This is a genomic window from Sphingobacterium sp. NGMCC 1.201703, from assembly GCF_047784615.1.
GTDB lineage: Bacteria > Bacteroidota > Bacteroidia > Sphingobacteriales > Sphingobacteriaceae > Sphingobacterium.
On the sequence record NZ_JBLOHD010000006.1, the window covers coordinates 136,584 to 152,057 of the forward strand.

The 15,474-nt window shown below is 37.6% G+C and carries 16 protein-coding genes; all 16 read right to left on the bottom strand.

Annotated features, from left to right (window positions below; translation table 11 throughout):
* Positions 1-7 precede the first annotated feature (7 nt).
* Positions 8-1,057 carry a nucleotidyltransferase family protein gene (locus ACK8HY_RS14175; RefSeq protein ID WP_416134021.1) on the bottom strand — a complete coding sequence of 350 codons (1,050 nt, stop codon included), beginning with the start codon at positions 1,055-1,057 and terminating at the stop codon, positions 8-10.
* Positions 1,058-2,221, bottom strand: coding sequence for a UDP-N-acetylglucosamine 2-epimerase (gene neuC / locus ACK8HY_RS14180; RefSeq protein WP_416134022.1), 1,164 nt, complete (start codon positions 2,219-2,221; stop codon positions 1,058-1,060).
* Entirely contained in the window at positions 2,221-3,231 is a 1,011-nt protein-coding gene (gene neuB, locus ACK8HY_RS14185) for an N-acetylneuraminate synthase (RefSeq protein WP_416134023.1), read from the bottom strand. Before neuB ends, neuC begins: the two co-directional genes overlap by 1 nt.
* 9 nt (positions 3,232-3,240) lie before the next feature.
* The gene (locus ACK8HY_RS14190) at positions 3,241-4,386 is read right to left on the bottom strand and encodes a LegC family aminotransferase (RefSeq protein WP_416134024.1); all 1,146 of its coding nucleotides are present in this window, start codon (positions 4,384-4,386) and stop codon (positions 3,241-3,243) included.
* On the bottom strand, positions 4,386-5,573 hold the full coding sequence (locus tag ACK8HY_RS14195) for a UDP-N-acetylglucosamine 4,6-dehydratase (protein WP_416134025.1): 1,188 nt from the start codon (positions 5,571-5,573) through the stop codon (positions 4,386-4,388). The genes ACK8HY_RS14190 and ACK8HY_RS14195 overlap by 1 nt, the downstream gene beginning before the upstream one ends.
* A gap of 3 nt (positions 5,574-5,576) precedes the next feature.
* Positions 5,577-6,860: a nucleotide sugar dehydrogenase gene (locus tag ACK8HY_RS14200; protein WP_416134026.1), complete on the bottom strand. Its 1,284-nt coding sequence runs from the start codon at positions 6,858-6,860 to the stop codon at positions 5,577-5,579.
* A gap of 29 nt (positions 6,861-6,889) precedes the next feature.
* Complete coding sequence (locus ACK8HY_RS14205) at positions 6,890-7,858, bottom strand: SDR family oxidoreductase (protein WP_416134027.1); 969 nt, start codon at positions 7,856-7,858, stop codon at positions 6,890-6,892.
* Positions 7,859-7,872: 14 nt separating this feature from the next.
* Positions 7,873-8,391, bottom strand: coding sequence for an ArsR family transcriptional regulator (locus ACK8HY_RS14210; protein ID WP_416134028.1), 519 nt, complete (start codon positions 8,389-8,391; stop codon positions 7,873-7,875).
* 222 nt (positions 8,392-8,613) lie between these two features.
* On the bottom strand, positions 8,614-9,087 hold the full coding sequence (locus tag ACK8HY_RS14215) for a hypothetical protein (RefSeq protein WP_416134029.1): 474 nt from the start codon (positions 9,085-9,087) through the stop codon (positions 8,614-8,616).
* Positions 9,088-9,356: 269 nt separating this feature from the next.
* Complete coding sequence (locus ACK8HY_RS14220) at positions 9,357-10,355, bottom strand: mannose-1-phosphate guanylyltransferase (protein ID WP_416134030.1); 999 nt, start codon at positions 10,353-10,355, stop codon at positions 9,357-9,359.
* A gap of 6 nt (positions 10,356-10,361) precedes the next feature.
* Positions 10,362-10,784, bottom strand: coding sequence for an adenylyltransferase/cytidyltransferase family protein (locus tag ACK8HY_RS14225; RefSeq protein ID WP_343563027.1), 423 nt, complete (start codon positions 10,782-10,784; stop codon positions 10,362-10,364).
* A 53-nt stretch (positions 10,785-10,837) separates the two neighbouring features.
* Positions 10,838-11,302, bottom strand: coding sequence for an adenylyltransferase/cytidyltransferase family protein (locus ACK8HY_RS14230; protein ID WP_416134031.1), 465 nt, complete (start codon positions 11,300-11,302; stop codon positions 10,838-10,840).
* 116 nt (positions 11,303-11,418) lie between these two features.
* A complete protein-coding gene (locus tag ACK8HY_RS14235; RefSeq protein ID WP_416134032.1) occupies positions 11,419-11,940 on the bottom strand; it encodes a 3'-5' exonuclease in 522 nt (173 codons plus the stop codon).
* 71 nt (positions 11,941-12,011) lie between these two features.
* Positions 12,012-13,133 carry a UDP-GlcNAc--UDP-phosphate GlcNAc-1-phosphate transferase gene (locus ACK8HY_RS14240; RefSeq protein WP_416134033.1) on the bottom strand — a complete coding sequence of 374 codons (1,122 nt, stop codon included), beginning with the start codon at positions 13,131-13,133 and terminating at the stop codon, positions 12,012-12,014.
* 234 nt (positions 13,134-13,367) lie between these two features.
* The gene (locus tag ACK8HY_RS14245) at positions 13,368-14,294 is read right to left on the bottom strand and encodes a GDP-L-fucose synthase family protein (protein ID WP_416134034.1); all 927 of its coding nucleotides are present in this window, start codon (positions 14,292-14,294) and stop codon (positions 13,368-13,370) included.
* Positions 14,295-14,387: 93 nt separating this feature from the next.
* Positions 14,388-15,467 carry a GDP-mannose 4,6-dehydratase gene (gene gmd, locus ACK8HY_RS14250; RefSeq protein WP_416134035.1) on the bottom strand — a complete coding sequence of 360 codons (1,080 nt, stop codon included), beginning with the start codon at positions 15,465-15,467 and terminating at the stop codon, positions 14,388-14,390.
* Positions 15,468-15,474 lie beyond the last annotated feature (7 nt).

Below are 15,474 nucleotides of genomic sequence, written 5' to 3' on the forward strand. Positions count from 1 at the left end.
TATATTTTTACAATTTTATATGTTTAATATCTTCTTGCGCTTTCTTAAAATCCTCGTGTTTGCCAATATCTAACCAATAGCCGTTAATAGGGTAGGTAATAAGGTTCAGATTCATCTCAATAACACGGTCCATAAGATCTGTAATATCAAAAAACTGATCTCTCGGTATCATCTTCAAAATATCTTTCTTTAATATATATATACCTGCATTTGAATAGTAGGTATATCGAGGCTTTTCTTTTAGCGATTTGACTCTGTTTGTTTCATTGACTTCCAAAACGGCATATGGTACATCTACATGATAAGATGTAGCTGCAACTGCCATATCCGCATTTGAATCCTTATATGTTTTGAAGAAATCAGCATAGTCGATATTCGTTAAAAGATCACTATTCATAACGATAATATCTTCATGATCAAAGTTATCTATCAAAAGAATTGAGCCGATCGTACCTAATGGTTTATCTTCGCGAACATATTTAATATTCAAATTCCTCTCTTGACCATCCCCAAAGTAATCAACAAGTTGATCCCCCAGGTAATTGATACTTAAATTAATATTTTTAATACCTACATTTTGCAAACGGTCAATATTATATTCAATTATCGGTTTTTCTCCAACTTTTAGAAGTGGTTTTGGAGTAGTTTCCGTAAGTGGACGCAGCCTCTTACCTTCCCCTCCAGCCATTAGAACCGCGTCCGCTGGAATAAGTGTCGTACGTGTTCGGAAATTGAGAATATCAATTATTTTGTGTTGCTCGTTCAAAATAGGAACAATCTTAAAATGATTAGCGCGAAATGTCGCCAATTTATCCAAGCTATACTCCTTCTCAAGAATGTATTTTGGTGAGGGCTGAATAAAATCAGTTATATTATCATCAAATCCTAATCCTTTTATAAAGCCTCTTCTTAAGTCTCCATCAGTGAGAGATCCAAGCAACTTACCCTCTTCGTCTATTACAAATAGAATAGCATCCGAAGCTAGCCTATCCAATTTGATTAATGCCTCTCGAATAGAAGCAGATTGGAGGATTTTATGGTTTTCAACAATATTCATTTATATCTGTTTTATATTGTAAAATGCTTTAGTATGTAATTCTTTAAAGTTGACTTTCGAAATAACTTCAATTATCTTCTGGGCTGTCCCTCCATTTCCATATGGATTCAAAATGCGAGATACAACGGCTTTAAATTCAGGTTCGTTGACTTTTTCAAAACATCTTAAAATTTCAGCCTTATCTACGTCACAATTCAAAATGCTGCCAGCCTGTGTTCTCCCCCGTTGACGATCACCGATATTAATCGTCGGAGTATGCAAAGAAGGTGCTTCTATTATCCCACTAGAACTATTTCCAATAATAGCATCGCACATTTTTACAACAGATAAAAAACGTAGACTCCCAAGTGAATTATATGCAGAAGCTTTATTTGGATTTTTGGAGACATATTCATCAATCATTTGATTAATAATACGTCCATCTGTATCGGCATTGGCCTTTGTAAAAATGAAGTAACTATCTTTTTGTTCTTCGATAGCACTAAGCAATTCATTAAATTGATGTTGCGAGGAAATATTTGATAAAGTTTCGGGGTGAAAAGTAACCTGATAATTATACTTTTTAAATTTTATCCCAAGACTTTCTTCTATCTGTTCTTTTTCCATTAACGGTAAAGAACTAATATTATCTAGACCAATAGCACCAACATTATAAACTTTATCAGGGTGCTCCCCCATTTGAATAACACGCTGTCGATATTCTTCAGTGGATGTAAAATGTAAAGCGCTTAATTTACTAATTGCATGTCTGATAGCATCATCATAGGCTCCTTCCGTAATCTCACCGCCGTGCAAATGTATAATAGGAATATTAAATATAGCCGCCGATGAAGCAACGGAAAGCATTTCGTATCGATCCCCTAAAATAACAATAGCATCAGGAGATAATCTAGCAAATGCGTCTGCATAACCGATCATACCTACTCCCATAGATTTGACAATCCCATTGGCTGAGTCAGAAGATAACAACATTTCAACCTTTTCATCTATTGAGAAACCGTCCTGTTCAAGAAAACGATAGGTTAGACCAAATTCAGGGGACAGATGTGCTCCGGTAACCAAAACCTGTAATTTGAATTCCGAATAGTTACGTAACTCAAGCATTAATGGCTTCAACAAACCATACTCCGCTCTTGTTGCGGTTACGATGCAAATTTTTTTCATTAGATGCTTATTAATTCGTCTTCTTCAAAATCTTTATTCGCAATAGTTCCAATCACTTCATCCCACTTCATGGGAGAAATACCAGAACCGGGGCGTTTTACTGTAAGATTCTCCTCAGAAAAATAACTTCCCTTTTTTATATAAGTCTTAGCAACAATACTCTTTCGAGCGATTGCTATATTCTTTTGTTCAGATGCGCTTGGCTCTTTCAAGCCTGAGCCAGAAATGGCAAGTTCTACATTGCGAATTGCTGAAACCATCGCTTTTAGTTCCGCAGGCTCCAACGATGCCGCATGATCAGGACCTTCCATCGTATTATCTAATGTAAAGTGCTTTTCAATAACCTTCGCTCCTAGTGAAACTGCAGCAATTGGAACTTCTATACCTAATGTATGATCTGAATAACCGATGTCAGTACCAAAAGTCTCACCAATAAGCAACATTGCTTTCATATTAACATCTGACATAGGTGTCGGATACTCTGTGTTGCAATGAAGTATGGTTATGTCTTCTTTTTTTATGCCTTCTTTTTCAAAAACAGCCACAGCAAGACGAATATCCTCTAAAGTACACATTCCAGTTGATAGAATAATCTTATTAAACAACTGTGCCGCTTTTCTGAGGTAAGGCAAATTTGTAATTTCGCCGGAAGGAATTTTAACTAAATCTAATCCAATATCCTTTAAATACTGTAAAGAATCCAAGTCAAAGGCTGTCGAAAAAAACTGTATCCCAAATTTCTTACAATAATTAATCAATTGGCTATGATCCTCATGCGAAAGTTCGAGTTTCTTTAACATATCGAGTTGAGAATCTACCGCATTCCCCGTATTCTGAATTTGATACTCCGCTTTTTTTGCAGATTTCGATACAAGTTTATCCGCTTTAAAAGTCTGGAACTTGACATAGTCCACACCGGCATCTACCGCCGCGTCTATCAACTTAAACGCGTTTTCAATGCTCCCATTGTGATTCACTCCCGCTTCAGCGATTATAGTTACTTTTTTCATTTTTCCTTCTTATCTTACACTACTCGGTATATTAACAATTCTTTCCTCTAAGAATTCAGCATTACGCTGTGTATCTCTTTGGCTAGAGGCATACATTGGCAAACGATACATTAACGTCCAAATAGGACGCGTCATAACCCCATTGTCATTAGTAAATTTTAAGAAATTATCCCGTTCAGTTCTGTCAGCCAATTCAACACACATCAACCAGTAATTTGCTTTAGTATCTTGAGTTTCAGTACGGAACTTGATTCCTTCGTGTTGGAAAAAAACTTCATATTCGCTGGCAAGTTTTCTTTTATCTGCTAAAAACCCTTCCAGCTCTTCCATTTGAGCACAGGCCAACGCGGCATTTAAGTTTGGCATACGAAAGTTATAGCCCATTTCATCGTGAAAAAATTCATATGGATGGGGTTTCTTCGCCGTGGTTGTCAAATATTTTGCATGTATTCCCATATCCAAATTATTTGTAACAATAGCGCCACCACCACCTGATGTAATTGTTTTATTTCCATTGAATGAAAAGCCTCCTATAAGACCCATTGATCCTGTATGCTTACCTTTGTAATAACTGCCTAAGGATTCTGCCGCGTCTTCAACTACTGGAATATTCCATTTAGCACACGCCTGCAGTAATTCATCCATATGAACAGGAAAACCGAATGTATGCATTGGCATGCATGCAGAAATCTTCTTACCCGTAGCTTTGTTATAACAGCCATCTTCACGCAATTCCCCAAATTCCTCCAAAAATAAGTTCACTGCGTAGGGTGACAATCCCATTGTATCCAAGTCAACATCTAAGAATATCGGAACAGCTCCATTGTAAGCAATTGCATTAGCTGTAGCAATAAATGTCAAAGCCTGTGTAATAACTTCGTCCCCTGGCCTCACGCCAGCAAGTCGTAATGCAACTTGTAAAGAGGCAGTCCCATTTACTACAGCAATAGCTTTTGTTGTTCCTGTGAGCTCTTGCATCATTAATTCAAACTTATCTACGTAAGCTCCCACAGACGACACAAATGTTGAATCAATAGTATCCAACAAATAAGCTTTCTCATTTCCTCTAAACCGAGGTTCATGAAGGGGTATAAATTTATCTGTTTTATATTGGTCTCGAACGAATGAAACCACCTGTTGTAATTTATTCATCATTACATTTTAGCGTCAAGATATTTACCTGTTTCCTTATGCCCAAAGTCTGGTATCATTTTAAAAAACAGATCCACAACTTCTTCTTTTTTCCAAGCACGGTTCACTTTAAACTCAGTTATTGTTTCTTCAAATAACTTCAGTTTTTCTTCCTCTATATACAATTCGTTCTTAATTACACCCAAATTTTTAAATCGCTCCATATCCAACACCTCTTTATCTGTGAAAAACTCTTCAAAATCCTTCTCTCCGGTAGTATCACTTGAAGTAAACAGACAAGGCCATTTCCCTTCTGCAGGTAGAGTTTTCATCAACTCTCTTGCTTCATCCTCAGTATTACAAAGAAAAGGCTCATAGCCAATCTCTTCCAAATATTTTTCTGCGATTTCCGCAAAAGTAATCAAATGTAGTTGCTCACTTAATTTTGGAAAAAAAATATCCCTATTCTCTCCAAAAATACATGACATTAGGCAAAGTTCTCCAGATTCCTTTGGTATTACAAAATAACGCTTTATATCATTTGGAGCAACAATAGGTTGTCTTTTTTCAATTCGTTTGTTAAAGCCATGCAAAAGTGAACCATCAGAAAAAGCTACGTTTGCAAAACGAGCAGTTGAAATTACTATTTCCTCGCTTCTTCTCATTAAGAACATCTCCATTATGCGCTTGGAGGCGCCCATCATATTAACGGGATTAGCGGCTTTATCAGTTGAAACACAGAAATATTTTTTCACACCTTTGTTGATAGCCTGAAGTAAAGTCTTATCGGTATTAAATACATTAACGTCAATCATACGCATTAATGTATAGGGGTCCTTCTCGCTTCTAACATGCTTTAATGCCGAAAGATTTAAAACATAGTCATATTGTCCGTCTGCCTCCCAAAAAGCATCATATTCGATAGATCCAATATCTAATGCGAATGTTTGAAAATCACCATCTATATATCCAAAAGAACTACGTATATCGCGAACAAGCTCCACCATATTATTTTCGCTTATATCAACAACATGTAGTTTCTGAGGATTTCTTTTAAAAATTTCTTTTGTAGTAGCCTGTCCAATTGACCCTGCTCCACCAATAACCAAGAAACGAGAGGAAGACACTACGCGAGAAAGCTCTGTTTCGTGTTTCTCAATGTCTTCTAAAAATAGCTCCTTTGTCCGTCCGATTAAATTTAGTACATTCATATTCTAAAGTCTTGAGTCTGCTTGTGCGTGAGCCACCCCTTTTACATCATAAACTATGGATTTCTCTTTCTTCAAAGCATTAAGATCCATATTCAAAAACTCTTTGTGTGCTACTCCAAAGATAATACCGTCAAAAATATTATCTGGTAACTCTGTTAGGCTCTCGATCCTATACTCATGCGCTACCTCAGCAGGATTAGCCCATGGGTCATAAGTAGTCACCTTAATACCATAGTCTTCCAATGCGGCAATCACATCAACAATCTTTGTATTACGAACATCCGGACAGTTTTCCTTAAACGTTACTCCAAGCATCAAAACTTCAGCGCCATTTACGTTGATACCCTTCTTGATCATGGTTTTAACCACTTGAGAAGCAACATACTCACCCATAGAGTCATTTAGCCGACGTCCAGCTAAGATAATCTCTGGATGATAGCCGTGTTCTTGCGCTTTTTGTGCCAAATAATAAGGATCTACACCGATACAATGCCCTCCTACTAAGCCAGGTTTAAACGGCAAAAAGTTCCATTTGGTACCAGCAGCTTCCAATACTGCATGTGTATCAATATTTAAAATATTAAAAATCTTCGCCAACTCATTGACAAAAGCGATATTAATATCACGTTGCGAGTTTTCTATTACTTTAGCAGCTTCAGCAACTTTGATACATGGCGCTAAATGTGTCCCTGCAGTAATTACTTCTTTGTAAACGGCATCCACTTCTGCACCAATCTCCGGAGTGGAACCCGATGTTACTTTTAAAATCTTCTCAACTGTATGTTGTTTGTCCCCCGGATTAATGCGCTCTGGAGAATAACCTGCGAAGAAATCTTCGTTGAATTTCAATCCAGATATTTTTTCCAAAACCGGGATACACTCTTCTTCTGTTACGCCGGGATATACTGTTGATTCGTAAACAACAATATCACCTTTCTTTAACACCTTACCTACTGTTTCCGATGCTTTATATAAAGGAGTCAAATCTGGGCGGTTATTTTTATCGACCGGAGTCGGCACCGTAACTACATAAAAGTTAGCATTTTCAATATCCACCAACTGATTTGAACAGTACAAACCATTCTTATTTGTTGCAAATGGATTCTCATTAACCAATGCTTCTTGAAGGATATCATCCTCAACTTCTAAGGTTAAATCTTTACCCGAACGCAATTGATCAATGCGTTTTTGATTAATGTCAAAACCAACAACTGGAAATTTCGTTGCAAATAATCTCGCTAGCGGCAGGCCTACATATCCCAACCCAATTACAGCTATTTTTTTCATTTATATACGAGTTTATAATAATTAAATTGTTATTTTAAATTATCCCAGTACCATTTTACAGCCTCTTTCAACCCTTCACGTATAACGTGTGTAGGTTCATAGCCTAATAACTGGCGCGCTTTCTCAATTGAAGCTAATGAATGCGGAATATCACCTTGTCTATTCGGACCGTGAATAATTTCTACCTGTCTAATCTCGGAATCATACTCCGTCAAAAACTCTTTCAGATAACCAACCAATTGATTCAGGGTGGTGCGATCACCAACAGCTGTATTATAAACAGTATTCACAGCAGCCGCGTTATCTGTTGTCATTGCAAGCTCATTCATCTGAATTACATTGTCAATATAGGTAAAGTCGCGCGAGTAATCTCCTGTACCATTGATTACTGGACTTTCATGATTCATAAACTTCTTCACAAATAATGGGATAACGGCTGCATAAGCTCCATTAGGATCTTGGCGACGACCAAAAACGTTAAAATAGCGAAGACCGATTGTTTCTAATCCATATGTTTTAGAGAAGATATCTGCATATAGCTCATTAACATATTTGGTAATCGCATAAGGGGATAAAGGCTTTCCAATTACATCCTCAACTTTTGGAAGACTCTCAGAATCTCCATAGGTAGAAGACGATGCTGCATAAATAAAACGTTTCACACCAGCATCGCGCGCTGCGACTAACATATTTAAAAAACCGGTTACGTTTACTTCATTTGAGGTCTGTGGATCCTTGATCGAACGTGGCACCGAGCCCAGGGCTGCCTGGTGTAAAACAAAGTCAGCTCCTTGTACTGCTTTTTGGCAATCCGCATTATTACGAATATCACCTTCAATTAAAGTAAAGTCCGGATTATCGCTATGCTGCACCAAATTATGGCGATGCCCTGTCGCAAAATTATCCAAGACAACAACTTGATGCCCTTTACCTAAAAAATGCTCTACGAGATTGGACCCTATAAATCCGGCCCCACCAGTAATTAATATTTTACTCATTTTATTGAAAGTAATTATATAATGGAATTATTTTTATACAAATTGATATAACGTTGTTCTCCTGTAGGTTCTTCAAAAGAAAGATTTACTTTCTTAGTCAATTTTTTCCCAACCTTTTCCGCTAACTGCAATAAATATGCCTGATTTATATTTTCGCCTAAAATTAACACATCTATTTTTCCAGAGTCTATACCCGCAGCATAATCGCCTAGAATGCCAACTTCCTGAATATCTCCGGATTTTTGTAAAATATATTCCACAATTTCATCAATACCCAAATAGGCATGAATTAATTTTTGAAGCGGCTTAAATAAAGAGTGGGAAGTATTCGCTCGGTACAGAATTTTGTTTTTGGATGTATTCTTTTCCAAATATCCTGCTTCCGAAAGCTGGTTAAGTTCTTTACGAATGGCATTTGTCGACTCCTGAAACTCGTCCGCAAGGCCACGTAAATGTCCCTGACTACTTGCAGAGACAAAAAACTTAATCAACAGTTTGAGCCGGGTTTTGGAAGTGATCAATGAATCCAACATCGGTTTAGCATTAATGAGTAACAAAAGTACTCAACACAGATCAGCTATGCAAATGAATAAATTGTTAAATAATACAAAAATTATCCAAACCTCCTTTTGAATGCTGGTTAATAACCTTTAAAACAGAAGAATTCACGTGGAACATCAATCAGAAATAAATATAAAATTTAGGCTCCCCGTAACAAGGAGTTCCAAAAAATGTAACAAGAGTTATGAACTGATCTAAGCCTCCGCTTTTTGATAAAGATCCGATATGGTTAAAGTTGCCGTGAATGGCTCAGATCTACTTTCTTCAAAATTCAGCACTCCGGAAATATACACCCGCCCACCTGTTAAATCACCGATCTTTGCATTCCGCCTATTTACCTTAAAACGAACAGAAACATCCGATTTGGAATTGCCTTTCCTTTCAAAAGGAATAACCAAAATTTGCTCAAGATTAACATCCAGACCAGCATGTAAAGGTTTTACTTTTCGAATAACAATATTTTTTAGCCGATCGTTACTCCTTTCCGCCTGAAAGACAAACACCCCACTCCTGATGTTTCTATCACCGCTGTATTGTCCCGGGCGCTCCTGAAACATATAGCAAACGGTTATGCCAACGCTTCTATTGAACCGTTGTTTCTGTTGCTTGCTCCGCCAAAAATAATATCCGACTAAAAATAAAAAAACAGGTAAAACTATGGTTATCATATCAAAATGTTGGTTAAAATTAAATGACTAAAATGTTGCACACACAAAGGCGCGATCAAATACTAACCAAATATCTTATATTGTTATTAATTCAACATTAAATAAATAGGGACAAATCAGGGACAATTGCAAATGAGCTAACAAACAGCAGCATATGCACATTATTTTTCTGTTAACAACCCGCTGGAAGGAGACAATATTGAATAGTGCCGATAATCTCCAAACAAAAGAGCCTGATTAATAATCAGGCTCCATAATTTCTTTATTAATTAATCAATCAGTTTGGACTGATGGCGTTCTAAGGTGTTGTATATTTTTTTGACATCCTGCGATTTTTCCTTTTGCAGAACAAGAATAGCGTCTTTAGTATGTACTAAAATACTATCTTTTAAACCTACAAAAGCCGTATAGACATCTGTACCGATGACCATATTTCCATTTTCATCGACAGGGTGCCCCGTTTGTTTGAGATAGTCGTACATGGATTCAAAAGAGCCCAGATCGGACCATTGAAAACTCGTTGCAACGACGCGAATTTTCTTCGATCGCTCCATAACAGCATAGTCAATTGAAATCGATGGAATCTCCTTGGACAATGCCAAGTCAAGCTCCCCATCCTGGCGATGCTGCCAGGCATTAAAGGCTGTCGCATATACTTTGGGCTCAAAATTCTGCAATTCGCTTAGGAAGGTATCTGCCCGAAAGCAAAACATGCCTGAATTCCAAAGAAAATTACCGCGCTCAATAAAATCCTCGGCAGTATCCTGATTCGGTTTCTCCCGAAATGATAAAACCTTGTCATCTTTGTATTCGATATATCCGTAACCGGTCTCGGGTCTTGTAGGCTGTATCCCAAACGTAACGATATAGCCCTTGTTTGCTTTTTCGATGCCGGATTTAATCGCCTTTGCATAGGCCTCGTCACCCACAATAACATGGTCCGATGGCGTGACAATAAGAATATCATCCGGTTGCGCCGCAAAGGCTGCAAAGGCAATGGCCGCTGCAGTATTGCGTGGTGTGGCTTCCACGATATCGATATAGTCTACTTTGTTGTTTTCCATTACTTCCCGGCTCAGCGCATGATTGTCGCAATTGCCAACGACAATAACCTGACCGCAGAGCGACTGGTTGCGCTTTATGGTCATCTCGAATAATGAACCGTCTTTAAACAAAGAAAGGTATTGTTTGGGATAGCTTTTACGTGATAAGGGCCAAAGGCGACTGCCTACCCCACCAGTCAATACAACATGGATAATATTACTCATTACTTATTATTTTTTCCTCGCTTCTTTATCAGCAACAACCTTACGTAAGCCCTCACTTGAAAAACGATGTGTACGTTTGTTATAATAGATTTCTATATTTTCCTCTACACAATAGGATCTTCCCGTAAAATCTGTATCCCGATATTCCTCACCAATAATACGCATCTGGATAGGTAGTGCTTTGATCATATCAATCAGATCTTGCTCGGTCTCATAAGGGATAATCTCATCCACATAGCGGCAGCCTTCCAATTGGATATAACGCTCAACAATAGTCTGTGTAGGTTTAGCTTTCTCCGGAAAGACCTCCGAGGGATCCGTATTAAGCCCAACAATCAGGTAATCACAATGTCTTTTGGCCTCTTCCAGCATCATAATATGACCAGCGTGTAAAAGATCGAACACACCGAAGGTAATTCCTATTTTCATCTAATTATTTTTTTAATGGCTGATGAGAGCTCGCAAGCTCGGTTTCGTTTTGACTAAAAAGATTTTAAAACTGTTTCTTCACTTGAATTGGCATCCGCTACAATCTTTCGTAAGCCAGAACTTGAAAAACGATGGTCTCTACTATTGAAATATAATTCGATGCCCTTCTCCTCACAATAAGATCGACCAGTAAAATTCTTCTCCCGATATTCGTCACCAACAATACGCACATCGACTTTAAAAGACCGGAGGATATCTTCGAGGTCCTGTTCTGTTGCGTAAGGTACAATTTGGTCTACATATTTGCATCCTTTCAGCTGAATATAACGTTCTACTACTGTCTGTGCTGGCTTATTTTTCTCCGGTCGGTCTAAGGTCGGATCGGTCTGCAAACCACAGATCAGAAAATCGCACTGACGCTTAGCATCTTCAAGCATTTTGATATGTCCGGCGTGCAGCAAATCAAATGCACTAAAGGTAATACCAATACGCATATTCTTGGCTGGAATAGTTATCATAATTGCAATAAATTTAAAGTAACAATAAGAAACACCTATTTTATCAATCAAAGATAAAATTTATAATAAGAACAATAGAAAACCATCTTTTGTTCTTTTATAATTTTACGTAAATATCATGCCAAAGAAGGGACATCAGCATGCATCAGATACAAATTAGCACAAGCCCGCGCATCGGAAAGTGCCTCATGGTGATTCAATTCAATTCCCAATACTTCACAACAGGCATTCAATCGAGCAGGTTTGAAACCTTTTTCTTGATAAATTTTGAAGGTACATTCCCATTTATCCATTAACCCCAAACTATCATAAGGTAGATTATAATAATTCATGGTCTTACGCAAAACACCGCGGTCAAATAATTCATTATGAGCAACCATAATCCGGTTATTGATCAGTGGAAAAATACGCGGGAATAATTCTTTAAAGGTTGGAGCTTCTGCTGTATCCCTTGGCTTAATGCCATGAACACGTGTTGTCTGCCACATATATTGGTTATGAGGAGGCTGAATAAGCGAATAAAATTCTTCGACGATAACGCCCTGATCAACCACCACAAGGCCAATGGCACAGGCGGAATTTTGGTTAGCCGTAGCTGTCTCGAAATCTATTGCGGTAAAACTTAATCCTGATTGCATATTTGCTCCTTCTGAAAATCCAGGTAAAATTACTAAATTTTTATTTTACCCAAAGCTGCAAGGAGACGCTATCAAACTCCCGTGTGCAATAATTCTTCCCGTTTATCTTTTCGGGGCATTTCAATAATTTTTACTTCCTCAGCTAATCTCACCTCTGGGGCCAACTGTACTCGTTTGTTTTTCCACGCTTTGACCATACGGATCCGTTGACGACGGATCGCATGTTCCACTTCACCTTTGATATGATAATTATGAAAGATATACTGTTTTAGAATAAGATAAAATGCACTCAGCACAGATAATACAGCAACCGCAAATGACCATTGTACTGAAGCATCAAATTGGACAATATAAATTACTGACATCCCAAGCAACAATTGAACAAGGCCGTATGCAGTGGATACTAACAAGCTGCTATGGCCAACTTCATTGCTTAACATGTGTAGTAAAAATGTACGGTGCGGTTCAAAAATATGATATCCCTGATAGACACGACGCGCCACTGACCAGCCGATTTCAATTCCATATACGCCTAGGAAAAGAAGGTAGGTAAAATCTCCCGTTTTTAAGATCAGCTTGCCCAAGGCAAACAATAGCATAAAGGAGAGTACTGCAGGCCCAACATCCCCTGCAAAACAAGCCGCCTTTTTACGGAAATTGAAGAATCCAAAAACTACAACCCCGAGTAAAGTATAGATGAGAAAATCTTGTTCTATATAATTTATTTTGGTGTTAACGTAAAGTAAAAGGCCGCCCATCACCATTGTACAAAAAGCCGTCATTCCATTAATACCATCCATAAAATTATAGGCGTTGATGACACCAATGCTGAATACAAAAGCCAGAACAAGGTAATACCAAGGATAATCGAACACCCCAAATTCATAAACCATCAATAAAACCGAGGTGAAATGGACAGTTAATCTTGCTGTAGGATGTACTCCCCGAATATCATCCAAGAATGAAATATAGGTCAAAAGCGTAAGACCAAGAAAAAACCAGGGGTATTCAAAATCGTTTTTTACAAAATATATCATCGCAGCGACATAAAAGATGATCCCTGCGCCACGAATCGTCACTTTAGTATGTGAAGAACGTTCATTGGGTTTATCAATTATATTAAATCGATCCGCAATGTTTAAATAAATAAACGCTAATGCAAAAAGAAATATTAGGGTAAAAATATAGATCATAAAATGTATTTAGTCAGTAAAATAAAGCTATGCAAATATAATAATATTAAGTTTTATTTAACAAACGTTTCACCCAACATTTTCGCTACATTAAGAAAATATTTTTTTGGCTATATTTTAAAATTATACAAATTTATTTTCTATATAATTTTAAAAAAATCCACCTCCCCTATTAATTTCTATTATACTCAATTTAACAAATTAAAAAAAGCTTCATCTAATAACGAAGCTACTTCAAAACAGTAGCTTCACCTCATTATAGACACTTCTAATACCCTCTTTAAGTGAGATTTTTGCTTTCCATCCCAGATTATTGAGTTTTGAAACATCCATCAATTTACGTGGCGTTCCATCTGGCTTTGAGTTATCAAGAATTATTTCACCCTCAAATCCGACAATCTCTTTTATCATTTGAGCTAGACTATAAATAGAAATGTCCTCACCAACGCCAATGTTGACGAGTCCTTCTTGATCATAATGATTCATTAGAAATACACTTGCAGACGCTAAGTCATCAGCGTGAAGAAATTCTCGACGAGGTGTACCCGATCCCCATATTACAACTTGGGTGTGCCCTTCATTTTTAGCAATTATAAATTTTCTCAAAAGCGCGGGAAGTACATGTGAATTATTTAGGTCATAATTGTCATTAGAACCATATAAATTTGTAGGCATAACAGAAATAAAATTGCATCCATATTGACAACGATAGGCATCGCACATTTTAATTCCAGCAATCTTTGCAATTGCATACGGCTCATTGGTAGGTTCCAATTCCCCAGTTAATAGATATTCTTCTTTTAACGGTTGAGGAGCCAGTTTCGGATAAATACATGAAGATCCCAAAAACATGAGCTTATTTACACCGTTCAAATAAGATTGATGAATGACATTACTCTGAATCATCAAATTTTCATAAATAAAATCTGCTCGATAGGTATTATTGGCGATGATCCCACCTACTTTTGCCGCAGCAAGAAAAACGTAATCTGGCTTTTCTTGCTCAAAAAAATGGGCTACGGCATTCGAATTGCGTAAATCCAGCTCTGAAGAGGTCTTCAACACTAAATTTTCATAACCTTGAATCTGAAGTTCCCGCAATATTGCAGAGCCCACCATACCTCGATGCCCTGCTATGTATATCTTATCACTCTTATTCATAAATTTACCTCTCTTATTCCACAATAAATCTTTAACAATACAGATTGTCGCAGCAACTTGCTTCAATTCGTAATGCCCAAAATAAAAAGTATGCTAACTTGTCAACCTATCCAAATCAGCTTCTACCATCTCTTTTACTAAATCCGCTAGATCATATTTTGGTTTCCAACCGAGTTTTGTCTTTGATTTTGTAGGATCACCGATCAAAAGATCCACCTCGGTTGGTCTAAAGTAAGCCGGATCAATCGCAACGACTTGTTTACCAATTTCGAGAGTAAAATCGGGATTACTGCATGTTTTGATAAATGCTTTCTCTTCAATACCCTCTCCACGAAAATCGAGTTCTATGCCTATCTGTGCAAAAGACATGCTGATAAAATCACGAACTGTAGTCGTAACGCCGGTAGCAATCACATAATCCTCTGGTTGATCCTGCTGCAATATCAACCACATCGCTTCCACATAATCTTTGGCATGCCCCCAATCCCTTTTCGCATCCAAATTGCCTAAATACAGACAATCTTGTTTGCCCAGTGCAATCGCTGCCGTTGCCATTGTAATTTTTCGGGTGACGAATGTTTCGCCGCGACGGGGAGATTCGTGATTAAACAGAATTCCATTACATGCAAAAAGATTGTAGGCTTCACGGTAATTTTTTGTGATCCAAAAGCCATAAATTTTGGCTACACCATAGGGTGAACGAGGATAAAAAGGTGAACTTTCATCATAAAATCCACGTTCATTTTTATTTTCGGCCAAGCCTCCATATAATTCAGAAGTGGAAGCCTGATAAATACGCGTCTTCTTCTCCAATCCCAGAATACGAACTGCTTCAAGAATACGCAATGTGCCTATACCGTCAACATTCGCTACATATTCAGGAGAATCAAATGAAACTTTGACATGTGACATCGCACCTAAATTGTAAATCTCATCTGGTTGCACTTCCTGTATAATACGAATCAGGTTGGTAGAATCTGTAAGATCTCCATAATGCAATTTAAATCGTACATGCTGTTCATGTTGATCAACATAAAGATGGTCGATCCGCTGGGTATTAAAAGATGAAGCTCTTCTTTTTATTCCATGAACCATATATCCCTTCTCCAATAAAAACTCTGCTAAATATGACCCATCCTGTCCTGTAATGCCGGTAATTAATGCTATTTTCATTTCCCTT